At 64.1% G+C, this 26,291-nt stretch carries 21 protein-coding genes; 15 read left to right on the forward strand and 6 right to left on the reverse strand.

Annotation, left to right across the window (positions count from 1 at the left end):
• The first annotated feature begins 96 nt into the window (after positions 1–96).
• The 4 genes from J2X54_RS03385 to J2X54_RS03400 all read left to right on the forward strand — a co-directional run bounded on the left by J2X54_RS03385 (position 97) and on the right by J2X54_RS03400 (position 5,107).
• A complete protein-coding gene (locus J2X54_RS03385) occupies positions 97–2,190 on the forward strand; it encodes a cytochrome c biogenesis protein ResB (RefSeq protein WP_310177866.1) in 2,094 nt (697 codons plus the stop codon).
• Between the two features lie 28 nt (positions 2,191–2,218).
• Positions 2,219–3,406, forward strand: coding sequence for a c-type cytochrome biogenesis protein CcsB (gene ccsB, locus J2X54_RS03390; protein WP_310177868.1), 1,188 nt, complete (start codon positions 2,219–2,221; stop codon positions 3,404–3,406).
• A gap of 91 nt (positions 3,407–3,497) precedes the next feature.
• Positions 3,498–4,478 (forward strand): protein-methionine-sulfoxide reductase catalytic subunit MsrP, encoded by a 981-nt coding sequence (gene msrP, locus J2X54_RS03395; RefSeq protein ID WP_310177869.1) that lies wholly within the window; start codon positions 3,498–3,500, stop codon positions 4,476–4,478.
• A 14-nt stretch (positions 4,479–4,492) separates the two neighbouring features.
• Complete coding sequence (locus J2X54_RS03400) at positions 4,493–5,107, forward strand: protein-methionine-sulfoxide reductase heme-binding subunit MsrQ (RefSeq protein WP_310177871.1); 615 nt, start codon at positions 4,493–4,495, stop codon at positions 5,105–5,107.
• A 91-nt stretch (positions 5,108–5,198) separates the two neighbouring features.
• Here J2X54_RS03400 and lysA read toward each other — a convergent pair whose 3' ends face one another.
• Both lysA and J2X54_RS03410 read right to left on the reverse strand, forming a co-directional pair.
• Positions 5,199–6,476 (reverse strand): diaminopimelate decarboxylase, encoded by a 1,278-nt coding sequence (lysA, locus tag J2X54_RS03405; RefSeq protein WP_310177873.1) that lies wholly within the window; start codon positions 6,474–6,476, stop codon positions 5,199–5,201.
• A gap of 4 nt (positions 6,477–6,480) precedes the next feature.
• Positions 6,481–6,747: an LPS translocon maturation chaperone LptM gene (locus tag J2X54_RS03410; protein WP_310177874.1), complete on the reverse strand. Its 267-nt coding sequence runs from the start codon at positions 6,745–6,747 to the stop codon at positions 6,481–6,483.
• A gap of 39 nt (positions 6,748–6,786) precedes the next feature.
• On the opposite strand from J2X54_RS03410, the gene cyaY reads away from it, so the two are divergent.
• The gene (cyaY, locus tag J2X54_RS03415; protein ID WP_310177877.1) at positions 6,787–7,119 is read left to right on the forward strand and encodes an iron donor protein CyaY; all 333 of its coding nucleotides are present in this window, start codon (positions 6,787–6,789) and stop codon (positions 7,117–7,119) included.
• A gap of 191 nt (positions 7,120–7,310) precedes the next feature.
• Here the strand turns inward: cyaY and J2X54_RS03420 are convergent, their stop codons facing one another.
• Complete coding sequence (locus J2X54_RS03420) at positions 7,311–9,677, reverse strand: penicillin-binding protein 1A (protein ID WP_310177881.1); 2,367 nt, start codon at positions 9,675–9,677, stop codon at positions 7,311–7,313.
• A 197-nt stretch (positions 9,678–9,874) separates the two neighbouring features.
• Between J2X54_RS03420 and J2X54_RS03425 the strand changes: the two genes are divergently transcribed.
• The 9 genes from J2X54_RS03425 to J2X54_RS03465 all read left to right on the forward strand — a co-directional run bounded on the left by J2X54_RS03425 (position 9,875) and on the right by J2X54_RS03465 (position 20,407).
• A complete protein-coding gene (locus tag J2X54_RS03425) occupies positions 9,875–10,948 on the forward strand; it encodes a pilus assembly protein PilM (RefSeq protein ID WP_070245953.1) in 1,074 nt (357 codons plus the stop codon).
• Positions 10,948–11,643 (forward strand): PilN domain-containing protein, encoded by a 696-nt coding sequence (locus tag J2X54_RS03430; RefSeq protein ID WP_310177886.1) that lies wholly within the window; start codon positions 10,948–10,950, stop codon positions 11,641–11,643. Before J2X54_RS03425 ends, J2X54_RS03430 begins: the two co-directional genes overlap by 1 nt.
• Entirely contained in the window at positions 11,640–12,329 is a 690-nt protein-coding gene (locus J2X54_RS03435) for a type 4a pilus biogenesis protein PilO (protein WP_070245952.1), read from the forward strand. The genes J2X54_RS03430 and J2X54_RS03435 overlap by 4 nt, the downstream gene beginning before the upstream one ends.
• On the forward strand, positions 12,326–12,871 hold the full coding sequence (locus tag J2X54_RS03440) for a pilus assembly protein PilP (RefSeq protein WP_310177891.1): 546 nt from the start codon (positions 12,326–12,328) through the stop codon (positions 12,869–12,871). The genes J2X54_RS03435 and J2X54_RS03440 overlap by 4 nt, the downstream gene beginning before the upstream one ends.
• A gap of 11 nt (positions 12,872–12,882) precedes the next feature.
• Positions 12,883–14,979 carry a type IV pilus secretin PilQ family protein gene (locus J2X54_RS03445; RefSeq protein WP_310177893.1) on the forward strand — a complete coding sequence of 699 codons (2,097 nt, stop codon included), beginning with the start codon at positions 12,883–12,885 and terminating at the stop codon, positions 14,977–14,979.
• A 22-nt stretch (positions 14,980–15,001) separates the two neighbouring features.
• Positions 15,002–17,200: an Ig-like domain-containing protein gene (locus tag J2X54_RS03450; protein WP_310177896.1), complete on the forward strand. Its 2,199-nt coding sequence runs from the start codon at positions 15,002–15,004 to the stop codon at positions 17,198–17,200.
• A 72-nt stretch (positions 17,201–17,272) separates the two neighbouring features.
• Positions 17,273–18,916 carry a bifunctional shikimate kinase/3-dehydroquinate synthase AroKB gene (aroKB, locus tag J2X54_RS03455; protein ID WP_310177898.1) on the forward strand — a complete coding sequence of 548 codons (1,644 nt, stop codon included), beginning with the start codon at positions 17,273–17,275 and terminating at the stop codon, positions 18,914–18,916.
• A 9-nt stretch (positions 18,917–18,925) separates the two neighbouring features.
• On the forward strand, positions 18,926–20,077 hold the full coding sequence (locus J2X54_RS03460; RefSeq protein ID WP_310177901.1) for a deoxyguanosinetriphosphate triphosphohydrolase: 1,152 nt from the start codon (positions 18,926–18,928) through the stop codon (positions 20,075–20,077).
• 84 nt (positions 20,078–20,161) lie between these two features.
• Complete coding sequence (locus J2X54_RS03465) at positions 20,162–20,407, forward strand: hypothetical protein (protein ID WP_310177903.1); 246 nt, start codon at positions 20,162–20,164, stop codon at positions 20,405–20,407.
• Here J2X54_RS03465 and mutY read toward each other — a convergent pair.
• Genes mutY through mutM form a run of 3 tightly spaced genes read right to left on the reverse strand, consistent with a single transcriptional unit; the run spans position 20,404 to position 24,340 of the window.
• Positions 20,404–21,537: an A/G-specific adenine glycosylase gene (gene mutY, locus J2X54_RS03470; RefSeq protein WP_310178401.1), complete on the reverse strand. Its 1,134-nt coding sequence runs from the start codon at positions 21,535–21,537 to the stop codon at positions 20,404–20,406. The two genes, J2X54_RS03465 and mutY, sit on opposite strands and share 4 nt — an antisense overlap.
• A 20-nt stretch (positions 21,538–21,557) precedes the next feature.
• On the reverse strand, positions 21,558–23,492 hold the full coding sequence (locus J2X54_RS03475) for a dynamin family protein (RefSeq protein ID WP_310178403.1): 1,935 nt from the start codon (positions 23,490–23,492) through the stop codon (positions 21,558–21,560).
• Positions 23,493–23,506: 14 nt separating this feature from the next.
• Complete coding sequence (mutM, locus tag J2X54_RS03480) at positions 23,507–24,340, reverse strand: bifunctional DNA-formamidopyrimidine glycosylase/DNA-(apurinic or apyrimidinic site) lyase (RefSeq protein ID WP_310177905.1); 834 nt, start codon at positions 24,338–24,340, stop codon at positions 23,507–23,509.
• A gap of 135 nt (positions 24,341–24,475) precedes the next feature.
• Between mutM and J2X54_RS03485 the strand changes: the two genes are divergently transcribed.
• Positions 24,476–26,287 carry a tetratricopeptide repeat protein gene (locus J2X54_RS03485; protein ID WP_310177908.1) on the forward strand — a complete coding sequence of 604 codons (1,812 nt, stop codon included), beginning with the start codon at positions 24,476–24,478 and terminating at the stop codon, positions 26,285–26,287.
• Positions 26,288–26,291: the final 4 nt, after the last annotated feature.

Consider the following 26,291-nt stretch of genomic DNA (forward strand, 5'->3'; position numbering starts at 1 on the left):
GGGCGTTTTTATACCAATTGGGAGGGCGGCGGCGTGAGCGGGCCGCCCTTTTTATTGGTATGCTGCGCGGTTGCCCCATTTTTTAGATCGCCATGCATGACTAGCACCACCGGTATCCAAATCAAGACCCGCCGCCCCATCATCGGCGAGACGATCGAACTGATGTCGTCGATGCGCTTTGCCATCGCCATGCTGGCGATGATCGCCATTGCCGCCGTGATCGGCACCGTGATGAAGCAGAGCGAGGCCACGTCCAACTACATCAACCAGTTCGGGCCGTTCTGGTTCGAGGTGTTCGACAAGGCCGGCCTCTACGCCGTGTACTCGTCGTGGTGGTTCATGCTCCTGATGACGCTGCTGGTGTCGTCCACCAGCTTGTGTATCGCGCGCAATGCACCGAAGATGGTGCGCGACATGCGCAGCTGGCGCGAGAACGTGCGCGAACAGTCGCTGCTCAACTTCCCGCACCGCATGCACTGGCGCGCACCGCTGGCGCGCGTAGCACTGGCGCAGCAAACCGCCGCCCGCCTGGCCGACAACGGCTACCGCGTAAAGATCGTCGAGCGTGACAACGGCACCTTGCTGGCTGCCAAGCAGGGCGGCGCCAACAAGTTCGGCTACATTTTTGCCCACGCGTCGATCGTGGTGATCTGCGTGGGGGCGCTATTCGATTCGGACTTGCCGATCCGCTTCCAGGAGTGGGTGCTGGGCAAGACGCCGTTTGCCGGCAGCGGCCTGATCGCCGAAGTGCCGGCCAAGCATCGCCTGAGCACGTCCAACCCCACCTTCCGTGGCAATACCCTGATCCCGGAAGGCTCGAATAGCTCGAGCGCGTTGCTGCAGCGTCCCGACGGCGTGCTGATCCAGGATCTGCCGATCACCATCAACCTGAAAAAATTCACCATCGATTTTTACAGTACCGGCATGCCCAAGCTGTTTGCCAGCGACGTGGAAGTGGTCGATCACGCCACCGGCGAGAAGGTCAACGCCGTCATCGAGGTCAACAAGCCGTTGATCTTCAAGGGCCTGGCGATTTACCAGTCCAGCTTTGAAGACGGCGGCAGCAAGCTCAAGCTCAAGGGCTACCCGATGCTGGGCACCGGCACCCGGAGTTTCGACCTCAATGGCGAAGTGGGCGGCACCACGCCGTTCAGCGACGCCTACACCATCGAATGGTCGGGCTTCCGGCCGTTCAACGTGGAAAACATGAACACCAATAACGACGTGCGCGCGGTCAAGCAGGACAAGAGCCTGCGCGAGCAGTTCTCGGCCAGCCTCGACAAGCACACCGGCTCGGCCGGACGGGGCAGCCTGTCCAACGAACTGAAAAACGTCGGCCCCAGCGTGCAGTACAAGCTGCGCGACAAGACCGGGCAGGCGCGCGAATACCAGAACTACATGCAGCCGATGACGCTCGACGGCGCCGCCGTGTTCCTGGCCGGCGTGCGCGCCAATCCGTCCGATCCGTTCAGCTACCTGCGCATTCCCGCCGACGACGAACACTCGGTGCGCGACTGGATGCGCCTGCGCGCCGCGCTGGCCGACCCGGCCCTGCGCGCGGCAGCCGCCAAACGCTACAGCGAGCGCGCCGCGCCGCAAACCGCCGATGCGGCTGCCGTGCGCGGACAGATCGAAGCGTCGTCCGAGAAAAGCCTGAGCCTGTTTGCCGGCGACGGCAAGGTTGGCGGCTTCGTGTCGATTTCACAATTCCTGGAAAAAGTGCCGGTCGAAGGCCAGGAAAAGACCGCCGAAGTGTTCATGAAAATCCTGAACGGTAGCCTGTGGGAGCTGTGGCAGGTCGCACGCGCCAAGGATGGCCTGGCGCCGGTTGCGGCCGACGAAGCCCATGGCCGCTACCTGCTGCTGGCCACCAACGCGCTGTCGGACGCATTCTTCTACGGCGCGCCCGTGTATTTGCAACTGGACGAATTCGTCGAAGTGAAGGCGTCGGTGTTCCAGGTCACGCGCTCACCGGGCAAGAATATCGTGTACTTCGGCTGCGCGCTGCTGGTGCTGGGCGTGTTTTCGATGTTTTATATCCGCGAGCGCCGGCTGTGGGTGTGGATCAAGGACGATACTGAACATTCCGGCGGCGCCGAGGCATTAATGGCCATGAGCACGCAGCGCAAGACGCTCGATTTCGAGCGCGAATTTGTAACACTGAAGGAAAAGTTGCCGCAATCGGCTTAATGTACGATCAGTGCAGCACGGAGAAATGATGGAACTGACTGAAAAATCCCAAGGCTCGACACCTGCCACCCAGGCTAGCGGCAGCACCTATGTGCAGGCGCCCGGCTACTTCAAGCGCTTGACCGTGGTGGACTGGCTGTTCGCCGCCGCCTTGCTGGCCGGCGCCGTGTTCGCCTTCAACCGCTACGGCCATTTCATGGACGTGTACGAGGAAGCGATCATGCTACTGTGCGCACCCGTGTTCGCGGCGCTGGGCTGGCACTGGAAGCCGGTGCGCTGGCTGATGGCGCTGGTCGCCTTGCTGTCGCTGTGGGCGATCTCGATGTACGCGGGCCAGCTCGACATGGGCACGCAAAAGTTCTGGCTGCGCTACATGATCTCTAGCCAATCGGCGATTTTGTGGATGAGCGTGATGTTCTGCCTGTCCACGCTGTTCTACTGGATCGGCTTTGCCGGCCGCTCGGAAGCGTGGAGCAGCCTCGGCACCAAGCTAAGCTGGGCTGCCGTGGTGCTGGGCTGGACCGGCATGATGGTGCGCTGGTACGAGTCGTACCTGATCGGCGCCGACGTCGGCCATATTCCCGTCTCCAACCTGTACGAAGTGTTCATCCTGTTCTCGCTGATCACGGCGATGTTCTACCTGTATTTCGAGGACCGCTACAAGACCCGCCAGATGGGCCCGTTCGTGCTGCTGATTATCACGGCTGCCATCGGCTTCCTGTTCTGGTACACCACGTCGCGCGATGCGGCCGAAATCCAGCCGCTGCTGCCGGCGCTGCAAAGCTGGTGGATGAAGATCCATGTGCCGGCCAACTTCATCGGCTACGGTAACTTCGCGCTCGCTGCCATGGTGGCAATGGCTTACCTGCTCAAATCGTCGGGCCGCCTGGCGGACCGCCTGCCGTCGCTCGAGGTGCTCGATGATGTCATGTACAAGGCCATCTCGGCCGGTTTCGCGTTCTTTACCATCGCCACCATTCTCGGCGCGCTGTGGGCAGCCGAAGCGTGGGGCGGCTACTGGTCGTGGGACCCGAAAGAAACCTGGGCGCTGATCGTCTGGCTCAACTACGCGGCCTGGTTGCACATGCGCCTGATGACGGGCTTGCGCGGCCGTCCGGCGGCCTGGTGGGCGCTGGTGGGCTTGCTGGTGACCACGTTCGCCTTCCTGGGCGTCAACATGTTCCTGTCCGGTCTGCACTCGTACGGCAAGCTGTAAAACTATTTTCCTAGTTAACTGAGCTGTCATCTTTGTTTCCCGGGATTGGTGTAAGGTGGTGTTATTGCCTTGCCCCTTTTCTGGAGACAACATGCTGATCAAGCGTAGCCCCAACGGTATCGAACTGCCGTTTTCGTCGGAAATCACGCCGCGCGAGCTGTACGAATCGCGCCGCACCTTCATCAAGCAGGTGGCTGCCGGTGCCATCGGCAGCGCCGCGCTGCTGGAAATGGCCAACCGCGAAGCGTTCGCCCAGGGCGCCGGTCTGGCCAGGCTGCCGGCCAAGCTCAACCCGGCCTATTCGGCGCTCGACAAGCAGACGCCGTACAAGGACGCCACCACCTACAACAATTTCTACGAGTTCGGCACCGACAAGAGTGACCCGGCAGCGAACGCCGGCACCCTGAAAACCCGGCCGTGGACGGTGCAGATCGAAGGCGAAGTCAAAAAACCGATGACGCTCGACATCGACGCGCTGCTCAAGCTGGCGCCGATGGAAGAGCGCATCTACCGGCTGCGCTGCGTGGAAGGCTGGTCGATGGTGATTCCGTGGGTCGGTTACTCGTTCTCCGAGATCATCAAGAAAGTCGAGCCGACCGGCAACGCCAAGTACGTGGAATTCATCACCCTCAACGACCGCAAGCAGATGCCGGGCGTGAACAGCCGCGTGCTCGAGTGGCCGTACACGGAAGGGCTGCGCATCGATGAAGCCAATCACCCGCTGGCGCTGCTCACCTTTGGCATGTATGGCGAAGTGCTGCCGAACCAGAACGGCGCGCCGGTGCGCATGGTCTTGCCTTGGAAATATGGTTTCAAGTCGGCCAAGTCGATCGTCAAGATCCGCTTCGTGAAGGACATGCCGCGCACGTCGTGGAATATCTCGGCGCCGCGCGAGTATGGTTTTTATTCCAACGTGAACCCCGACGTCGACCACCCGCGCTGGTCGCAGGCATCCGAGCGCCGCATCGGCGAAGACGGTTTCCTGGCCCGCAAGCGCAAGACCTTGATGTTCAACGGCTACAGCGACGTCGCACCGTTGTACGCCGGCATGGACCTGAAAAAATTCTATTGAGGGCGTAGCACAGCATGGCTTTCAATCCCACCGCGCGCCAGACCAGCCTGATCAAGGCTGGCGTATTCCTGGCCGCCTTGATCCCGCTGGCGCGCATGGTGTACCTGACGGTGACCGGGCAACTGGTCGAACCACTCGAATTCATCACGCGCTCCACCGGCGACTGGACCTTGTACTTCCTGTGCTTTACGCTGGCGGTCACGCCGTTGCGGCGTGTGAGTAAATGGAACTGGCTGGTCAAGCTGCGCCGCATGCTGGGCCTGTTCATGTTCTTTTACGCCGTGCTGCACTTCATGACGTTTTTATGGTTCGACCATTTCTTCGACCTGGCGGAAATGTGGAAAGACGTGCTGCGGCGCCCGTTCATCACGGTCGGCTTCATCGCCTTTGTGCTCTTGATACCGCTGGCGGCCACCAGCACCAACGCCATGATCCGCCGCCTGGGCGGCAAGCGCTGGCAGTGGTTGCACCGGCTGATCTACGTGATCGCACCGCTGGCGATCCTGCACTTCTGGTGGATGAAAGCAGGCAAGCACAACTTTACCGAACCAATCATCTACGGCTCGATCCTGGCAGTGCTGCTGGGATTGAGGGTGTTCTGGGCGCTGCGCAAGCAGGCCAAGGCCTGAAACTAGTTCGGGGTCAGTGCCGACATTCGGACACAAGCTCAGCTGCTATAGCTTGAGTTCGTGTCCGAATGTCGGCACTGACCCCGAAGTGTTAGTTGATCAGCGATTCGAGGGCGTAGAGCTCGGCTGGGGTTTCGCGGCGGCGTATTATGTGGGTGGTGGCGCCGTCGACGATGATTTCGGCGGCGCGGCCGCGGGTGTTGTAATTCGAGGCCATGGTCATGCCGTAGGCGCCTGCCGAGTGCATGACCAGGAGGTCGCCCGCTTCAACGGCCAGGTCGCGGTCGCGGGCCAGCCAGTCGCCTGATTCGCAGATCGGGCCGACGATGTCGTAGGTCTTGCTCTCGGCAGCCGTTTGCGCCACCGGTTGCATGTCCATCCAGGCCTGGTACAGGGCCGGGCGGGCCATGTCGTTCATGGCGGCGTCAACGATGCAGAAGTTCTTCTCTTCGCCGTGCTTGATAAATTCCACGCGGGTCAGCAGCACGCCTGTGTCGCCGACGATCGAGCGGCCCGGTTCGAAAATCACCTTGATTGGACGGCCTGCGTAACGCTCGGCGCGCCAGGCGTCGATGCGGGCGAACACGCGGCCCAGGTAGTCGCCCACCGGTACCGGCGCCGCTTCACCGGCTTCGCGGTAGTCGATGCCGATGCCGCCGCCCATGTCGAGGTGGTGCAAGGTGATGCCTTCGTCGCCGAGGCGGTCGATCAGTTCGATCAGGCGGTCCAGCGCTTCGAGCAGCGGCTGGTCGTCCAGCAGTTGCGAGCCGATGTGGCAGTCGATGCCGGCCACGTCGATGTGCGGCAGCGCGGCGGCGGCGCGGTAGGTGTCGAGCGCGTCATCGAACGCGACGCCGAATTTGCTCGCTTTCAGGCCGGTGGCGATGTATGGGTGGGTTTTCGGATCGACGTTGGGGTTGACCCGCAGCGAAATGCGCGCGGTCTTGCCCATGGCGCCGGCCACGTCATTGAGGCGGTGCAGTTCGGGGATCGATTCGACATTGAAGCACAGGATGTCGTGCGACAGCGCCAGGCGCATTTCATCGACGCTCTTGCCCACGCCCGAGAAGATCACCTTGCCCGGGTCGCCGCCGGCGGCCAGCACGCGTTGCAGCTCGCCGCCGGAGACGATGTCGAACCCGGCGCCCTGGCGCGCCAGCAGGTCGAGGATCGCCAGGTTGGAATTGGCCTTCATGGCGTAGCACACCAGCGCGTCGCGGCCCCGGCAGGCGTCGGCGTACGAGGCGAAGTTGCCCAGCAGCGCGGCTTTCGAGTACACATAGGTCGGGGTGCCATGCTCGGCAGCGATGGCGGCCAGCGACACGCCTTCGGCGTGCAGCACGCCGTCTTGATACGAAAATTGCGACATAGAATTATTTGATGGTCGGTACGGTGGTGGGAGACTGCATGGACGGCGGTGCAATCGGCTCGGCCGGCGTGGGCACGATGGGCGCCGGCGGTTCGGCGGCCGGGGATACCGGGACCGTACTGCTCTTGGCAGGCTTGGACACTGGCGGCTTGGGCAGGTAGAGCGGGCCGGGTTGGCCGCAACCGCTGAGCATGACCGTCAGCGCCACGGTGGCGGCGCCGATAATCGGAGAGACAGCATAACGAATAGGGGATGTCGAGACAGACTTCACGATAGAATCACGGATTGACTATAGATATCGGAGTTTAGCATGGGCGATTCAGAATTCCTGGCGCAGGCCGAGGCCACCCTCGACGCCATCGAGGCGGCGTTGGACAAATTGAACGACGAAGACATGATCGACGTCGAATGCAGCCGCAGCGGCAACGTGCTGGAAATCGAATTCCTCCACAACGGTTCCAAGATCATCGTCAACAGCCAGGCGGCGATGAAGGAGCTGTGGGTCGCTTCGCGTTCGGGCGGTTATCACTATCGCCAGAAGGAAGGCCAGTGGATCAATACCCGTGACGGCTCGGAAATGCTGGCGTCGCTGTCGGAGATGGTCAGCGCACAAGGCGGGGCGCCTGTGGTGATCTCGGGCTGAGAAGTTCCGGTATAAACACAACAACGGCGGCCACCAGGGCCGCCGTTTTTTTATGCCAGCCCGGCTGGCGAGGGAGCTCGAAAAACCGTAGCGAGCGGCTCGATATCGTCGGGAGTAGCGCAAGCGTACGCAGGTACGCTGAGCAACGCAGCGGCGATAGCGGGCCGCGCAGTAGGTTTGTCGAGCTTCCCCTAGAACAACTCGTTCTTGACCGCGTCCTTGGCCTTTTCTTCGGCCGGGGTGCCCTGGTTGGCGCCGTCGATATTGTGTACGCCGGTGCCCGGCGGGTTCTCGGCATAATAGTACTCGTCGCCGACCAGCATCACGCCCTCCGGCACCGCGCGCTCCTCGATCGGAATGTTTTTCAGCGCCTTTTGCATGTAGTTGATCCAGATCGGCAGCGCCAGGCCACCGCCGGTTTCGCGGTTGCCCAGGTTGCGCGGCTGGTCGTAGCCGATCCAGGCCACGCCCACCAGCTTGGGCTGGTAGCCGGCAAACCAGGCGTCGATCGAATCGTTGGTGGTGCCGGTCTTGCCCGAGATGTCGGGGCGCTTGAGCGCCAGCGCCTTGGTCGCCGTGCCGAAGCGCACCACGTCCTTGAGCATGCTGTCCATCAGGAAGGCGTTGCGCTCGTCGATCACGCGGTTCTTCTCGTCGCCAGCCTTGTCTGGCGTCGCCTGCGACAGGATCTTGCCGTCGGCGTCGGTCACCTTGGCGATCAGGTACGGGCTGACCTTGTAGCCGCCGTTGGCGAACACCGCGTACGCGCCGGCCATTTGCAGCGGCGTGACGTTACCCGCGCCCAGCGCCAGGGTCAGGTACGGCGGATTCTTGTCGGCGTCGAAACCGAAGCGCGTGGTGTATTCCTGGCCATACTTGGCGCCGATCTTGTGCAGGATGCGGATCGAAATCATGTTTTTCGACTTGGTCAGGCCACGGCGCATGGTCATCGGGCCGTCGTATTTGCCGTCGTAGTTCTTCGGCTCCCAGGCCTGGCCGCCGGTCTGGCCGGCGTCGAACGAGATCGGCGCATCGTTGATGATGGTCGAGGGCGACAGGCCGCGCTCGAGCGAGGCCGAGTAGATGAACGGCTTGAACGACGAACCCGGCTGGCGCCACGCCTGGGTGACGTGGTTGAACTTGTTACGGTTGTAGTCGAAACCGCCCACCATGGCCTTGATGGCGCCGTCCTCGGTGCTGGCTGCAACAAAGGCCGATTCGATCTGCGGCATCTGCGTCAGTTCCCAGTCCTTTTCTTCGCGCATCACGCGCACCACGGCGCCACGGCGGATGCGCTTGTTGGGCGCGGCCTTGTCCGACAGCCAGGCGCGGCCCATGGCCAGGCCGGCGCCGCTGATGCGGATTTCTTCACCGGAGGCGGTCACCGCCACGATCAGCTGCGGGGTGGCCTGCAGCACGATGGCGGCAATGATGTCGTCGCTGTCCGGGTGGTCGGCCAGTTCGGTTTCGATGGCGTCGTCGGCGTCTTCCTTTTTCGCAGGGATATCGATGTACGCTTCCGGGCCGCGATACGGGTGGCGCCGCTCGTAGTCCATCACGCCACGGCGCAGCGCCAGGTAGGCAGCGTCCTGGTCGGCCTTGGTGATGGTGGTAAACACGTTCAGGCCGCGCGTATACGTGTCTTCCTTGAACTGTTCATAGACCAGCTGGCGCGCCATTTCGGCCACGTACTCGGCGTGTACGCCGAACTCGCTGCTGTCGGTCTTGACCTTGAGCGGCTCGGCGCGCGCTTCCTCGTACTGCAGGTCGCTGATGTAGCCCAGGCTGTGCATGCGCGTAAGGATGTACTGCTGGCGGGTGCGCGCGCGCTTGGGATTGACGACGGGATTGTAGGCAGAAGGGGCCTTGGGCAGGCCGGCCAGCATGGCCGCCTCGGCCACGCTGATGTCGCGGATATTCTTGCCAAAATAGATTTGCGCGGCCGACGAGAAACCGTAAGCGCGCTGGCCCAGGTAGATCTGGTTCATATACACCTCGAGAATCTGGTCTTTGCTCAGGTTTTTCTCGATCTTCCAGGCCAGCAGCATTTCATAGACCTTGCGCTTGATGGTCTGCTCACTGGACAGGAAGAAGTTGCGCGCGACTTGCTGGGTGATGGTCGACGCGCCCTGCTTGGCGCCGCCGGTGGCGTTGTGCACGGCCGCGCGCAGGATGCCGGTGTAATCGACGCCGCCGTGCTCGTAGAAGCGGTCGTCTTCGATGGCCAGCACGGCTCTCTTCATCACGTCGGGAATGTCCTTGATGCGCACCAGGTTGCGGCGCTCCTCGCCGAACTCGCCGATCAGCACGTTATCGGCCGAGAAGATCCGCAGCGGCATCTTCGGACGATAGTCGGTCAGGGTGTCGAGCTCGGGCAGGTTGGGGTAGGCCATCGCCAGGCCGAAGACCACCAGCAGCACGCCGCCCACGGCCAGGCCCAGCGCGGACAGGCCGGCGATCAGGAAGAATCGCGACGCTGGCGACGCGGATTTGGTTTTGCCGCCGGCGCGCGGGGTGTCGCCGTCGCCGGTGGGAGGAGCCGATTTGGAAGAAGCCATGCAGTTCGATCTTTCTGAAAATAATCCGGGCCATTATAAGCGAGTGCCGAACCAGCGGCGCGCCTGTGGCGGCCCGGTTTTGCCGCGCCGGCATGATCAACGGTAATAAGTGTGGTGAAAGCGAATCGTGCACGACAGAAATATCTTTACACCGCTACAGGCTCGACTTACTGTAGGAGTTCACTCTGGGGACGCGCATGAATGCATTCCAGGCCCTTTTCGGCCCCCGTAATCCGCCATTGATCGGGATTGACATTAGTACATCGTGCGTACGGTTGGTGGAACTGGCACAAGGCGCCAAGGACGAGTTGCGGCTCGAGCGTTATGCCGCCGAGGCGCTGCCGCGCGGCGCCGTGGTCGATGGCGCCATCGAGAACATGGACCAGGTGGTGGAAACCCTGCGTCGCGTGTGCAAGAAAAGCGGCACCCGCGCCAGGCTGGTGGCGCTGGGCATGCCGCCGGCCTCGGTGATCACCAAGAAAATCATCCTGGCTGCCGGCTTGTCGGAAGAGCAACTGGAAATGCAGGTCGAGTCCGAGGCCAGCCAGTACATTCCATTCGCGCTCGATGAAGTGAGCCTGGACTTCGACATCATCGGCCCCGCCAATTCGCCCGAGGACGTGGAAGTGATGCTGGCTGCCTCGCGCCGCGAAAAGATCGAGGACCGGGTGGCGATTGCCGAGGCCTCCGGCTTGAAAGCGACGGTGATGGACATCGAATCGTACGCTGCCCGCGCCGCGCTCGACCGCGTCACCGCCCTGATGCCCGAGGCGGGCGCCGGCCGGGTGGTGGCGCTGTTCCAGGTGGGCGCCCAGGTCACGCATATTTCCGTCATGCTCGACGGCGCCACCGTCTACGAGCGCGAGCAGCCGTTCGGCGGCAATTCACTGACCCACGACATCGTGCGCGCCTACGGCATGGCGTTCGAGGAGGCCGAGGCGCGCAAGAAAACCGGCGACCTGCCCGACAACTACGTACCGGAACTGCTCACGCCATTCCTCGAAAGCGCGGTGATGGAAGTCACGCGTGCGATCCAGTTCTTTTACACGTCCACCCCCTACACGCGCATCGACCGGCTGTTCCTGGCCGGCGGCTGCGCCTTGCTGCCGGGGCTGCTGGACCTGATCGCCAGCCGCACCCGCATCGCCTGCGCGGTGGCTGCGCCCTTCAAGGGCATGCAACTGGGACCGACGGTGCGCGAATCGCAGTTGCGCCTCGACGGTCCGGCCTACCTGGTGGCCTGCGGGTTGGCGTTGCGGAGGTTCGGCTGATGATACGCATCAACCTGCTGCCCCACCGCGAAGAAAAGCGCAAGCAGAAGCAGGCCGCCTTCGTGGCGCTGCTGGCGCTGGGCGGCGTCGCGGGCGTGGCGGTGGTGTTGATGGTGGGCGCGTACAACGCCCGTGCGATTTCGATCCAGGACGAGCGCAACGGCGCACTGACCTCGGCCATCGGCGAGCTCGATAAAAAGATCGTCCGCATCGCTACGTTGAAACAGGAAATCGAAGCGCTGAAAGCGCGCCAGCAAGCGGTCGAGGACTTGCAGGGCGACCGCAACCAGCCGGTGTACCTGCTCGACGAGCTGGTCCGGCAAACACCGGCCGGCGTGTACCTGAAAGGCTTTCGCCAGGAGGGGCAGAAGGTGACCATCGACGGCTATGCGCAATCGCAGGAGCGGGTGTCCGAACTGCTGCGCAACCTGGCCGGCGTCTCGCCCTGGCTGGAAAAGCCGGAATTGATCGAAGTGAAAGCCGCGCCGCTGGCGCAGGGACGCACGGTGCGCAAGGTGGTCGAATTCAACTTGATCGTCAACATTCGCCGGCCGCGCGACAAGGATGTGGCGGCCCCGCTGCAGCGGCCCGGCGCGGCGCCAGTATCAGCACCATTGCCAGTACCAGTACCAGCACCATTAACAGTACCAGCACCACCAGCAGCACCAGCAGCCGCGGGAGGACCGGCAGTATGAAGAGCAAACCCAAGCGCCGCAGCGGTCCCGACCTGGGCGAACTGTTCGCACGGTTTACCGCGCAGTTTCGCAACCTCAACCGCCGCCAGCCGGGCCAGTGGCCGCTGGCGCCGCGCGTGCTGTGCGCCGCCGGCGTGGCGGTGGCGGCGATCGTGGGCGGCTATTTCGCCTACTGGAGCGGCCAGTTCGAGATGCAGGACGCCGGCGCCCAGGCCGAGGTGCGGCTGCGCGCGGAATACCGCCTGAAGACCGCCAAGGCGGTCAACCTGGAAGCGTTGCAGGCGCAAAAGCTGCAAGTGGACCGCTATGTCGACCGCCTGCAAAAGCAGCTGCCGAGCAAGGCCGAGATGGCCGCGCTGCTGACCGACATCAACCAGGCCGGCTCCGGGCGCGGCCTGCAGTTCGAGTTGTTCAAGCCGGCCCAGGTGGTGCTCAGGGATTACTACGCCGAACTGCCGATCGACATCAAGGTCACCGGCAGCTACCACGACATCGGCGCGTTTGCCGCCGACATGGCCAACCTGCCGCGCATCGTCACTCTCAACAACATGACGCTGACGACCAACAAGGACGGCGTGCTGACGCTGGACGCCGTCGCCAAGACCTTCCGCTACCTCGACCCCGACGAGGTGCAGGCCCAGCGCAAGGCGGCTGACGCCAAAAAGAAAGCGGCCAAGCGATCATGAACCTGCGCCCCCGTCCATGGTGGTTGTTACTCTTGCTGGCCGGCTGCGGCGACAGCGACGTGCAGGAAGTGCGCGCCTGGATGAAGCAGGTCGACGCGGAAACCAAGGTCGGCGTGCCGCCGCTGGCCGAACCGAAAACCTTCATTCCGTTCGCCTACCAGCAAAAGGACGTGCTCGATCCGTTCAACCCCAACAAGCTGCTCGCCGAGCTGGCGCGGCAGGGGCTCGACGTCGGCGCCGGTGGCGGCGGCCTGGCGCCTGACCTCAAGCGGCGCAAGGAACTGCTGGAAAACTACCCGCTCGACACCATGAAAATGGTGGGCACCATGGAAATGAACGGCACCATGTACGCGGTATTGCAGATCGACCGCAACGTGTACAAGGCTGTCAAGGGGCAGTACCTGGGCCAGAACCATGGCGTGATCACCGGCATTACCGATACCACCGTGTCCATCCGCGAAGTCGTGCAGGACGCCACCGGCGACTGGGCCGAACACCTGGCCACGCTGGAACTACAGGAAAGCAAGGAGACCGCCAAATGAGGGCTCGACTGATGGCTCAACTATTTTTGTTGCTCGTGTTGCTGTCTGGCGGCGGCGCCGTTCGCGCCCAGGACAGCAACGCCATCGACTCCATTACCGCCAGCCAGCAGGGGGCCAACCTGGTGGTGCGCATCGGGCTGACGCAGCCGCCGACCGCGTTGCCGGCGGCGTTTGCCATCAGCAACCCGGCGCGCATCGCGCTCGACTTCGGCGCGATCGCCAACCGCACCGGCAAGACCGAGCACGACTTCGGCCTCGGTGACCTGCGCAGTGTGCACGTGGTGCAGGCGGGCGACCGCGCGCGGCTGCTGTTCCACCTGAATCGCAGCCTCGGCTACAGCATGGCCATCGACGGCAAGGCCGTGGTGCTGACCATCGATACCGGCGCCGGCGTTGCTGCCTCGGCTGCCTCGGCCGCCTCTGCTGCGGCTAGCGAGCGGCCGCAGTTGAAAACCATCGACTTCCGCCGTGGCGACAACGGCGAGGGGCGGGTGGTGGTGGAGCTGCCCCGTGGCGCAGCGGCCGATGTGCGGCAAACCCCCACCGGCGTGGTGGTGGACTTCATCGGCGCCGGTGCGCCGGAATCGTTGCGGCGCCGGCTCGACGTCGGGGATTTCGGCACGCCGGTCAGCTTTGTCACCACGGTGCAGCAGGGCGACCATGCGCGCATGACCGTCGAGGCGCGCGGCCTGTGGGAGCAGAGCGTGTACCAGAACGATGCGCAGCTGGTGGTGGACGTACGGCCGATCAAGGAAGATCCGCGCCGCATCGTGCAGGGCTCGCAAGGCTATCGTGGCGACAAGCTGACCTTCAATTTCCAGAACCTCGAGGTGCGCGCGGCGCTGCAGGTGATTGCCGACGTCTCGGGCCTGAACATCATCACCAGCGACAGCGTGACCGGCAACCTGACCCTGCGCCTGAAAGACGTGCCGTGGGACCAGGCGCTGGACGTGATCCTGCAAGCGAAGGGTCTCGATATGCGCAAGAACGGCTCGGTGCTGTGGATCGCGCCCAAGGAAGAGCTGCTGACCAAGGAAAAACTCGAACTCGAGCATCGCGCCCAGATTGCCGACCTGGAACCGTTGAAATCGGAAATCTTCCAGCTCAACTACCAGAAGGCCGAGGCGTTTCGCACCGTGTTCGGCCTTGACGCGGCCGCCGGCGCCGGCAACCGCGTGCTGTCGCGGCGCGGCAGCGCCATCATCGAGCCGCGCACCAACCAGCTGTTCGTCACCGATACCGTGGCCAAGATCGAGGACGTGCGGCGCCTGATCGCCAAGACCGATGTCGCCACCAAGCAGGTGCTGATCGAGGCGCGTATCGTCGAGGCCAGCGATACCTTCACCCGCAACCTCGGCGCCAAGCTCGGCTTTTCCGACATGCGCACCGTGCGCGGCGGTGACTCGGGCTACCAGGTGGGCAATGGCAACAGCCGGGTGGGCATCGGCGGCAATATGACCGGCGTGGGCGAGGTGACCGGCCAGATCGCGCCCACTACCAGCAGCTACAACAACACCCAGTTCGTCAATTTGCCGGCCGCCGGCATCAACGGCATCAATGCCGCCAGCCTGGCACTGAGCCTGTTCTCGGCGGCCGACAACCGCTTCCTCAACCTCGAACTTTCGGCGCTGGAAGCCGACGGCACCGGCAAGATCGTTTCCAGCCCGCGCGTGATCACGGCCGACAAGGCGATGGCGCTGATCGAGCAGGGCATCGAACTGCCGTACCAGGTGGCCACCAGCAGCGGCGCCACGTCGATCCAGTTCCGCAAGGCAAATTTGCGGCTGGAAGTGACGCCGCAGATCACGCCCGACGGCAACGTGGTGATCGAGGTCGATGTGAACAAGGACAGCGTGGGCCAGGAAACCCGGTCCGGCTTTGCCATCGACACCAAGCATATCAAGACCCAGGTGATGGTGGAAAACGGCGGCACGGTAGTGCTGGGCGGCATCTACCAGCAGACCGAGCGCAATTCGACCAGCAAGGTGCCGCTGCTGGGCGACGTGCCGGTGCTCGGCTACCTGTTCCGCACCACGGGCCGCACCAACGACAAGACCGAATTGCTGGTGTTTATCACGCCGAAGATTGTCACCGACAAAATCAAGTAAGCAGTTTGACAGGGGATACTGTATGAAACGCATCATCGGATGGCTGGCAGCGACCATGTTTACAACCTTGCTGGGCGGCTGCGGCGGCGGTGGCGGCTCGCCCGGCACGGTCGGCGGCGGTACCGGCACGGTCACGCCTCCGACGGCCTCCAAAGTCGCCAGCGTGGCGTTGCAGGCCAGCGCCGCCACGATTGCCTCGTCCGGCCTGGCCGGCACCGAGGTGACGTTGACTGCCATCGTCAAGGACAGCGGCGGCAACGCGCTGGTCGGCGAGACGGTGAGCTTTACCGCCAGTTCCGGCACCGTGGGCAGCACCAGTCGCCTGACCGACACGGCCGGCCAGGTGGCTGAAAAACTCAGCGTGGCGGGCGACGCGTCGCTGCGCACCATCACCGTGACCGCCAGCGCCGGCGGACGCACGTCGGCGCCGGTGCAGGTGGCGGTAGTGGCCGCCGTGCCGTCGCTGTCGCTCACCACCGACAGCGGCAGCCTGGCCTCGTCCGGCGCGGCCGGCAGCGAAGTGACGGTGGTGGCGCTGGTGCGCGATGCCAACAATACCGCGCTGCCCGGCGTGGTGGTGGACCTGAAAGCCGATTCCGGCAGCCTGACGCTGACCTCGCGCACCACCAATGCCCAGGGCATCGTCAGCGAAAAGCTGAGCACCGGTGGCGATCCCGCCTCCCGCGCGATCCGCATTACCGCCGGCGCGGTGGGGGCCATGGCGGTCTCCACCGTGGTCAACGTGGCCGGCAACCGGCTCACCGTCAATGCACCGTCCACCATCAACGCGGGCGCGGCTTTCGATGTCGCGGTCAAGCTGGTCGATTCGGCCGGCAATGCGCTGGTCGGTAAGCCAGTGACGTTCTCATCAACCGCCAATGCGCTCACGGTCAAGGGCGGCGGCACGGCCGTGACCAACGCTGCCGGCCAGTTGATCCTGACCTATGCAGCCAGTGGCGGCAGCACCGACGTGATCACCGTGCGCTCGCTGGGCGAGACGGCATCGACCACGATTGCGATCAACACCTCGAGCTTTGCCGTGCGCGTGCAGGACGGCGGTGGCAACGTGGTCACCAGCACCACTATCGGCAGTTGCCGCCAGGTAGCAGTGACCGGTGGCAGCACCGGCGATGTGACGATCAGCAGCTCGCGCGGCACCGTGTACACCAATGCCACCTGTACCGTGCCCTTGAACGGCGCGCTGACGCTCGCCGGCGGCGCCGCCACCGCCTATATCGATGCCAACAGTCCGGGCGTGGCCACGCTGACGGCCAGGGCCGGCGTGCTGGGCACCCAGTCCGACCTGGAATTCGTTGCGCCGCTCACCACCGCATCGACCATCACGGTGCAGGCCGACCCGGCCGTGATCGGGGTAAACACGCCCGGCAGCATCAGCCAGCAGGGCACGCTGCGCGCCGTGGTGCGCGACGGCCCGGCGCAGAACAACCCGGTCAAGAACGCGCTGGTGTCGTTTGCCATCGTGTCCGATGCCAGCGGCGGTTCGCTCACCCAGCCATCCGACGTCACCACCGCCGCCGACGGCTCGGCCACGGTGAGCTTCATTGCCGGCGCCACGCCCACCGCCACCAACGGCGTGCAGATCCGCGCCCGCATCGTCGGTGGGAGCGTGGTCAACAACAGCGCCACCGCCATGCTGACCGTGGCGCAGCGCTCGCTGTTCATCAGCGCCGGCACCGGCAACCTGATCACCACGCCCGACAGTTCCACCTACCAGCAGGACTACGCGGTGTTCGTCACCGATGCGGCCGGCAATGCGGTGTCCGGCGTGCGCCTGACGGCGTCGGTGCTGCCGGTGCAATATTTCAAGGGCTTTATGACCTACACCGCCCCGGGACCATGGGCGCCGGTGCAGAAAGTACCGTGCGATAACGAGGACTTGAACCGCAACGGCATTCTCGATGCCGGCGAGGATCTGAACGGCAATGGCAAGCTCGAACCGGGCATTCCGGTCAACGTGACGCCGGCCGTCACCACCGACGCCACCGGACGGGCCACGGTGTCGCTGGTGTATCCGCGCGACCGCGCCAACTGGCTCGATGTGAACCTGACCGTGCGCGGACAGTCAAATGGCAGCGAGTCGACCTATACCTCTCTGGTACACTTGCTAGGTTTGAGTAGCGATTACACAAACCAGAATGTCGCGCCGCCGGGCGCGGTCAGCCCATACGGGGTGGCGACGACGTGCAGCAACCCGCAATAGCCGCTCGGTAACGGGGCTTGATGCGAGGGCGTGTGCGGGCGTCGGAGCCGCCCGCATTTAGTTGGATTTTGCATGCAAAATGTGTTTCTAGTCGGTTTGATGGGTGCTGGAAAGACCACCATCGGCCGCATCCTGGCCCGCAAGCTGGGGCTGCGCTTTGTCGACTCCGATCACGAGATCGAGGCGCGCACCGGCGCGTCGATCCCGTGGATCTTCGAGATCGAGGGCGAGCCGAGCTTTCGCCGCCGCGAAGCCGACGTGATCCGCGAGCTGACCGGCCAGCAAGACCTGGTGCTGGCCACCGGCGGCGGCGCCGTGCTCAATCCCGACAACCGCGCCCACCTCAAGGCGCGCGGCACGGTGATCTACCTGCGCACGACCGTCAACAGCATCCTGCAGCGCACCGCGCACGACAAGAACCGGCCCCTGCTGCAAACCGCCGATCCGCGCAAGAAGCTCGAGGAGCTGATGGCGGTGCGCGATCCGCTGTACCTGGAAATCGCCGATATCGTCATCGATACCGGCCGTCCTAACGTACAATCGATGGTCCTGACCATCCTGAATCAACTGGAAAAGCTGGCCTGCGAAGCCGCGCCCAACTGTTCCACCAGAGCCCAACCATCGATGAACGAAGAATCCACCATCCTGTTAAATGTTGACCTGGGCGAGCGCAGCTACCCGATTTCGATCGGCCCATCGCTGCTGGAAGCCCCGTCGCTGCTGGCGCGCCATGTCAATGGCGGCAAGGTCGCCATCGTCACCAACACCACCGTTGCGCCGCTGTACCTCGAGCGCGTGGAGTCGGCGCTGCGCGCGGCCGGCAAGCAGGTGATGTCGGTGATTTTGCCCGACGGCGAAGAGTTCAAGAACTGGGCCAGCCTGATGCAGATCTTCGACACCCTGCTGGCCAACAAGGCCGACCGCAAGACCACGCTGATCGCCCTGGGCGGCGGCGTGATCGGCGACCTGACCGGCTACGCGGCCGCCAGCTATATGCGCGGCGTCGATTTCATCCAGGTACCGACCACCTTGCTGTCGCAGGTCGATTCGTCGGTGGGCGGCAAGACGGGCATCAACCATCCGCTGGGCAAGAACATGATCGGCGCGTTTTACCAGCCGCGCGCGGTGATCGCCGACACGTCCACCCTGGAAACCTTGCCCGACCGCGAACTGTCGGCCGGGCTGGCCGAGGTGATCAAGCACGGCGCCATCATCGACGCCGCGTTCTTCGACTGGATCGAAGCCAATATCGGCCTCCTGATGGCGCGCGACAAGGGCGCGCTCGCGTATGCGATCGCCCGTTCGTGCGAAATCAAGGCTGACGTGGTGCGCCAGGACGAGCGCGAAGGCGGCCTGCGCGCCATCCTCAATTTCGGCCACACGTTCGGCCACGCCATCGAAGCCGGTCTCGGCTACGGCGAGTGGTTGCATGGCGAGGCGGTCGGTTGTGGCATGGTGATGGCGGCCGACCTGTCGCAGCGCATGGGCCTGATCGACGCGCCATCGGTGGCGCGCGTGCGTGCGCTGGTGGCCGCTGCCGGTCTGCCGGTCAAGGCGCCCGACCTGGGCACCGCGCGCTGGCTCGAACTGATGGAAGTGGACAAGAAGAACGAAGGCGGCGCCATCAAGTTCATCCTGCTCAAGCCGCTGGGTGCGCCGAGCATTACCAATGCGCCGCAGGAATTGCTGCTGGCCACGCTGGCGGCGCACATTTAAGGAATCATCATGGTGCCTGAAGAATATCTGGCTCCCTATGCCGCGCACTCGTCGTCGGCGTCTGCTGCGGCTGGCGGCGGCCGCCGCTACCCGGAGGCCGCGCATACCTCGCGCAGCCAGTTCCAGCGCGACCGCGACCGCATCATCCATTCGTCGGCGTTCCGCCGGCTCGAGTATAAAACCCAGGTCTTCCTCAACCACGAGGGCGACCTGTTCCGCACGCGCCTCACGCACAGCCTGGAAGTGGCGCAAGTGGGCCGCTCGATCGCCCGCAACCTGCGCCTGAACGAAGACCTGGTGGAAGCGATTTCGCTGGCGCACGACCTCGGCCACACGCCGTTCGGCCACGTGGGCCAGGACGTGCTCAACGAGTGCATGAAGGACCACGGCGGTTTCGAGCACAACCTGCAAAGCCTGCGCGTGGTCGATGAACTGGAAGAGCATTACGGCGCCTACAACGGCCTCAATTTGATGTTCGAAACCCGCGAGGGCATCCTCAAGCACTGCTCGCTGCACAATGCCCGCCTGCTGGGGCCGGTGGCGATCCGCTTCATCGAACGCACCCAGCCGTCGCTGGAAGCGCAGCTGACCAACCTGGCCGACGAGATCGCCTACAACAGCCACGACATCGACGACGGCCTGCGTTCTGGCCTGATCACCATCGAGCAATTGCAGCAGGTCGATTTTTTTGCGCGCCTGTACCGCGATGTGCAGCAGGCGTTCCCGGGCCTCACCGGCCGGCGCGCCATCTACGAAACCTTGCGGCGCCTGATCACGGCGCTGGCCGACGACCTGATCGTCACATCCGGCGCGCTGATCGCCGACGTGGCGCCGCGTTCGCTCGATGAAGTACGCCAGGCGCCGCCGCTGATCCGCTTTTCGGACCCGATCCGCAAGGATGCGACCGAGCTCAAACGCTTCCTGCGCGAGAACCTGTATCGCCATTACCAGGTCAACCGCATGCGCGTCAAAGCGAGCCGCATCGTGCGCGAGCTGTTCGAGTCGTTCATGGCCGAACCGGTGCTATTGCCGCCCGACTACCACGACAAGGATGGGGATGCTGGCCGGCAGGCGCGCAAGATCGCCGACTACATTGCTGGCATGACCGACCGCTACGCGATCCGCGAACATCGGCGCCTGTTTTCGCTCGATGAGCTCTGATCTGGCGCAACAGCGCGCCGCTTGACAACGTGGGGTGTGCGGCAGATCATCAAGGTCCACCTTCACTTTTATGCAGGAGCGATCATGGAAGCCGAAGTTGTCGAACGGTTCAAGGAACTGAAGCAACACGTCGCCGACCATTACGCCAGCAAGCTCGATATCGCTATATTGCGTGAGGAAATTGCTGTCCAGTTCGGTCAAGTCAATCTCAGGTTTGCCGAGATGGACTCCAAAGTGACGCGGCTGGAATCCAACCTCATCAAGTGGTTTGTCGCCACCTCGGTTGCGCTGGTCGGCGTAACTTTTGCCATCGCCCGCTATGTGCCTTAGAAGTCCATCCGCTGCTGCGCCGCCTTGCCATCCCCCATCAACTCCAGCAACAGCTTCTTGATCGGTGCTGGCAGCGCCGCGTCCGCCAGTTTTGCGGCATCGAGCCACACGTAACCGTCCTCGGCTGCCATGTGCCGACGGCGTGCCAGGGTGATACGGTACGGCGCAATGTGCAGCTTGTAGTGCGTAAAGACATGCGTCACTGTCGTCAGCCGCTCGGCCGATTCCATCTCGCCGAATCTCCCCACCGCCTGTAACAGCAGCGCATCGTCTGCCGCCGGCACGTCGTCGTCCTCGGCCAGCAGGTGACCGTCGAGTTCGGGCAGCGACAGCAGGCCGCCCCAGATGCCGGTCGGTGGGCGTTGCTCAAGCAGTACCTGGCCGTCATCGACAATCGCCAGCATCACCGCGTGTTTTTCCGGCGAGATTTTTTTCGGCTTGCGCACCGGCAGATCACGCGTGCGGCCGGTGGCGAAGGCCACGCAGCGCGTCTGCATCGGGCACCGTTCGCATGCCGGGCTGCTGCGGGTGCACACGGTGGCGCCCAGGTCCATCAAGCCCTGGGTGTACGATTCGATGCCTTGCTCGGGCAGCAGCGCGACTGCGCGCAGCCACATCATTTCCTCGGTCTTGCGCTCGCCGGGGAAGGTGTCGATGCCGAACACGCGCGCGAACACGCGCTTGACGTTGCCGTCCATGATGGCCGCGCGGGTGCCGCTGGAAAAGGCCGAGATCGCCGCCGCCGTCGAGCGGCCAATGCCGGGCAGGTCGGCCAGCAGCGCCGGGTCGGACGGGAACACGCCGTCGTATTCGGCTACCACCCGCTGCGCGCACTTGTGCAGGTTGCGCGCGCGGGTGTAGTAGCCAAGGCCGCTCCACTGCGCCATCACGTCCTCGACCGGCGCTTCGGCCAGGTCGCGCAAGGTGGGAAAGCGTTCGAGGAAACGGGCGTAATAGCCGAGCACGGCTGAGACCTGGGTTTGCTGCAACATGATTTCGGACAGCCAGATCAGGTAGGCGTCGCGGGTGTTTTGCCACGGCAGGGCGTGGCGGCCGTGCTGTTGTTGCCAGGCGATCAGGGCGTCGGAAAAGCTGGGGTCAGCGTAATGCGCTACTGCGGTGTACTTCATCATGTCCTTGGGTAAATTTCTTAAGCGGCCGCGCGCGCCGGGTCTTCCTCAAGACCGGTCTCGATGGCGTTGGCGATGGCTGCCGCCAGTTGTTGCAGATGCACTTTCTGGGCGTCGAGCGTGTGCTGCTCGCGCTCGTGCGCCTCGATTTTCTGTTCCAGGCTGTCGGTGGCGTCGTGGATGCGCTGGATCGATGCCTGCCGGTGTTTCAGTTGATCCTTGTGCTGGCGGATCTGCGCCTCCAGCGGCGCCATCACCACCTTGAGCCACGCCTCGGCATCGACATTGGCCGACTTGAAGCAGCCGCGCACGCGCGACGCGATGGTGTCGAAAAACTTTTCCATCAGCACCACGCGGCTGGTGGTGATCAGGGTGGCGGTGCCGAACTGTTTATAGTAAATCGCCTCGATGTTGGCGATCTCGGTGCGGTACGGCGCCAGCGAAAACGGCAGCGGCAGCGCCAGGCTCATGCCGTGTTCGCTGGCGAAGCGGCGCACCATCACGCCCATCATCTCGCTCACTTCGGCGGTTTTCTGTTCGGCTGCGTCGAGGCGCGCGCGGATGCGCTCGAAATACTGGCGCACGGCTTCGCGCACACCGAGGAAAAAACGGCTGCGCTGCATGTGCTCGCGCACCAGGTCGATATCGTCGCGCACCATGTCCATGCCGATGCTGGTGTACAGCCCGGTGGACAGGCGCGTGAATACGGCGCGCGTGGCTTGCAGCTTGAACAGGCTGGCGTCGAACTCGCGCTTTTCGATGTCGATGCGGCGCATCATGTGTTCGATCACGGTGCGGTTCTTGCCGCGCAGGCTGCGCAGTTCGTGCAACTGTTCGACGATGCCGCGCGCGCGGGCTGTCAGCATGGTCGCTTGCGCGCTGCTTAACGCCTGTAAATCCTCGCGCAACTGGCGCCGCACGATGTCCTGCTTGGCCGGGATCAGCTCGTCGAACAGGGCCGCTTCCAGCGCCTGCAGGCGGCTGCGCGCCAGCAGGGCAGGGTCGTGCGTGATCTTGGCCACCAGCGCCTTTTGCGCCGAGACCGGGAACACCTGGCGCGGCTCGAGCGCCAGCACCTGGGCCACGCTGGCCTGCTGGCGCGCGATCTCGTCGTTCACTTCGGTCTCGCTGCGCAGCTCGTCCCACATGCTGTCGATCTTGTTGAGCACGACCATGCGGCCGGCGCCGGCGCCGATATGGTTGCGCCACACCTCGATGTCGCTGCGCGTCACGCCCGTATCGGCAGCCAGGATGAACAGCACGGCGTGGGCGTTGGGGATCAGGTTGAGCGTAAGCTCGGGCTCGGTGCCGATGGCGTTCAAACCCGGCGTGTCGAGGATTACCAGGCCTTGCTTGAGCAAAGGATGGGGGAAATTGATGATCGCATGGCGCCACAGCGAGATCTCCACCGTGCCGTGCTCGTCCACCGCGTCGCGCAGGTCGGGGTCTTCGTCGTCGTACAGGCCGTAGCGCCGCGCTTCCTCGACCGGAGCGCGCCTTGTCATGCTCACCTGCTTGAACACTTCGTGCATGTGGGCGCCGGCGTCGAGGTTGAGCGGCAGCACGGTCCAGGCGGACGGCTGGTCGCGGTAGTCGCCGGTGGAGAGGTTGTCGGCGCGGGTTTCGATGGGCAGCAGGCGCAGCGATGGCGCCAGCGCGGCGTCGTACATCAGCTCGGTCGGGCACATGGTGGTGCGCCCGGCCGAGGACGGCAAGATGCGCTGGCCGTAGTCGGCAAAAAATATGGCGTTGATCAGCTCCGACTTACCGCGCGAAAACTCTGCCACGAAGGCCACTGACAGCTTGTCGTCGGCCAGCCGGGCCAGGGTGCGGGTGATGCGCTGGGCGGTGGCGGCATCGAGCAGGGCGGCCTCGGCCACCCACGCCTGGTATTGCTCCAGCGCGGTGACCACGCCCTGGCGCCAGGCGCTGTAGTGCTCGAAATCGCTGACCATCATCGGCTACGCCTCTATTTTTGACAATTTATGCAGTAGAACGTGGAACGCTGGCCCTGCTTGATCTGGCGTACCGGCGCCGCGCATACCTTGCATGGCACGCCCGCCCGATCATAGACGAAATACGTCTGCTGGAAATAGCCGGACTGGCCATTGACGCTGATAAAGTCGCGCAAGGTGCTGCCGCCCTGGATGATGGCCTCGGCCAGGATCTCGCGGATCGCCTGCGCCAGCTTGTCGTAGCGCGCCAGGCTGATGCGCCCGGCCGGCGTTTTCGGGTTGATGCCGGCCTTGAACAGGCTTTCCGACGCGTAGATATTGCCCACGCCCACTACGATATCGCCGGCCAGCAGCACCTGCTTGACCGGCGCGCTGCGCCCGCGCGTGCGGTCGTACAGCAGCTTGCCCGAAAAACCGTCTTCCAGCGGCTCCACGCCCAGCGCGCGCAGCAGGATGTGGCTCTCGAGCGCGCCTTCGGTGGCGTCATGCCACAGCACGGCGCCAAAGCGGCGCGGATCTTTCATGCGCAGCACTTGCGGGCCGTCCGGGCTGGCCACTACCAGGTCGAAGTGGTCATGCTTTTCCGGTTCGATGCCGGCCGCCATCACGCGCAAATGACCCGACATGCCCAGGTGGATGATCAGGGTGCCGTGTTCGAAATGGACCAGCAGGTATTTGCCGCGCCGGCCCGTGGCCAGCACGGAGCGGCCGGCCAGCAGTTGCTGGAGTTGCTCGGGAAACGGCCAGCGCAGGCCGGCGCGGCGCAGCACCACGTCCTGCACGGCGCGACCTTCGAGATGGGGCGCGACGCCGCGCCGGGTGACTTCCACTTCTGGTAATTCTGGCATCTGCTGGGCAAACCTCTGGTGAATGGGAGGAGGGAACTGGCTGAAGCTCAATATTTGGTTACACTAGTCAAAAGACGCAAGCCCCGGCTTGCGCGTAAAATCGAAGCGCTCCCGTACACCAGCCAGGATGTTCCCTTGAAAAACGCTTTCGCCATTGTAACCCTCTCCGCCTTGCTGTCGGCGTGCGCCACGCAGCCGCCAGCGCCTGCTGCTACCGCTGCTAACCCGGCACCCGATAGCGCCCCCACGGACAATTCCGCGAAGCAAGCTACTCAGCAACCCGATACACCAGTCGCCGACGAAACGCTGCCCAACAATGCGCTGACTGGCGACATCTTGTACCGCATCACCAAGGCCGAGCTGGAATTCAAGCAGGGCGAGTGGCAGGGGCCGTTCATGACCATGATGGCGCTGGCCCAGCAAACCCGCGATCCACGCCTGGCCAAGCGCGCGGCCGACATGGCGCTGGTCGCCAAGCAGGGGAGCGAAGCGGTGTCCGCCATTCGCCTGTGGCGCAGCCTGGCGCCCGATTCGGACGAGGCCGCGCAGTATTTCCTCGGCTTTGCCGTGGCCGGCGACGACCTGGCCGAAGTCGAACCGATCTTTGCCAGGCGCTTGGCCCAGGCCCAGGGACCGGCGCGCGTGGTCGCCATGTTCCAGATGCAGCAACTGCTGCTGCGGGCGCAGAATAAAGCCGCTGCGTTTGCCTTGCAGGAGCGCGTGCTGGCGCCATACGACAAGCTGGTGGAAACCCACCTGATCCTGGCGCAGGGCGCGTTTGCCCTCAATGACACCGCGCGCGCCCGCGCCGAGGCCGATAAAGCCGCCGCCATCGAACCGTCGTCCGAGCTGGCCGCCATGACCCAGGCCCAGGTCTCGGGCGATATCGAGGTGGCGCTCAAGGTGCTCAACAACTTCCTCGACAAGTACCCGAAAGCGCGCGAAGCGCGGGCTGCGTTTGCCCGCGTGCTGATCGACGCCAAGCAGCCCGAGGCGGCACGCCAGCAGTTCCTGGTGCTGCTCAAGGACCAGCCCGACAACCTGGCCACGCTGTACGCGCTGGGCGTGATGGGCATGCAGAACAACGACTTGGCCGGCGCCGAAACCTATTTCACCCGCTTTGTCAGCGTGCTCGAAGAGCATCCCGACGACGAGCGCGACCCGGTCAAAGTGCTGATGATCCTGGCGCAACTGGCCGAGCAGCGCGGCGACGTCGACACCGCCATCAAGTGGCTCGACAAGGTCGATCGCAGCGACGAAAAACTGTACTTTGCCGCGCGCCTGAAATGGGCGGTGCTCACGGCCCGCCAGGGCAAGCTCGACGAAGCGCGCAAGGAGCTGTCGCAGCTGACCGCCAACGGCGCCGACGAGCAGGCGCAAATCTTCCAGACCGACGCCCAGGTGCTGCGCGACGCCGGCGACACCACCACCGCCTTCATGGTGCTGCAAAACGCCGTCAAGCGCTATCCCGACAATCCCGACCTGCTGTACGACTTTGCGCTGGGCGCCGAAAAAGTGGGCCAGGTCGAGGTGATGGAAACCGCGCTGCGCCAGGTGATGATCGCCGCGCCCGACAACCAGCACGCCTACAACGCGCTCGGCTACTCGCTGGCCGACCGCAACGAGCGCCTGCCCGAAGCGCTGGCGCTGGTCGAGCAGGCCCTGAAAATTGCGCCTGGCGACCCGTTCATCATGGACAGCATGGGTTGGGTACAATTCCGCATGGGCAACCTGGACGAAGCCGAGAGCTATTTGCGCCGCGCCTACGCGGTGCGCAGCGATCCCGAGATCGCCGTGCACCTGGGCGAAGTGCTGTTCGCCAGGGGCGACGCGGCCGGCGCCCAGAAGCTGTGGCAGGAAGCCCATGGCAAGGACCCTAAAAACGACGCGCTCAAAAGCACGCTGGCGCGCCTCAACCAGCGCCTGAAAACCGACCAGGCCAACTAAAAAA

Source organism: Duganella sp. 3397, from assembly GCF_031456625.1.
Taxonomy (GTDB): Bacteria; Pseudomonadota; Gammaproteobacteria; order Burkholderiales; family Burkholderiaceae_D; genus Rugamonas; species Rugamonas phyllosphaerae.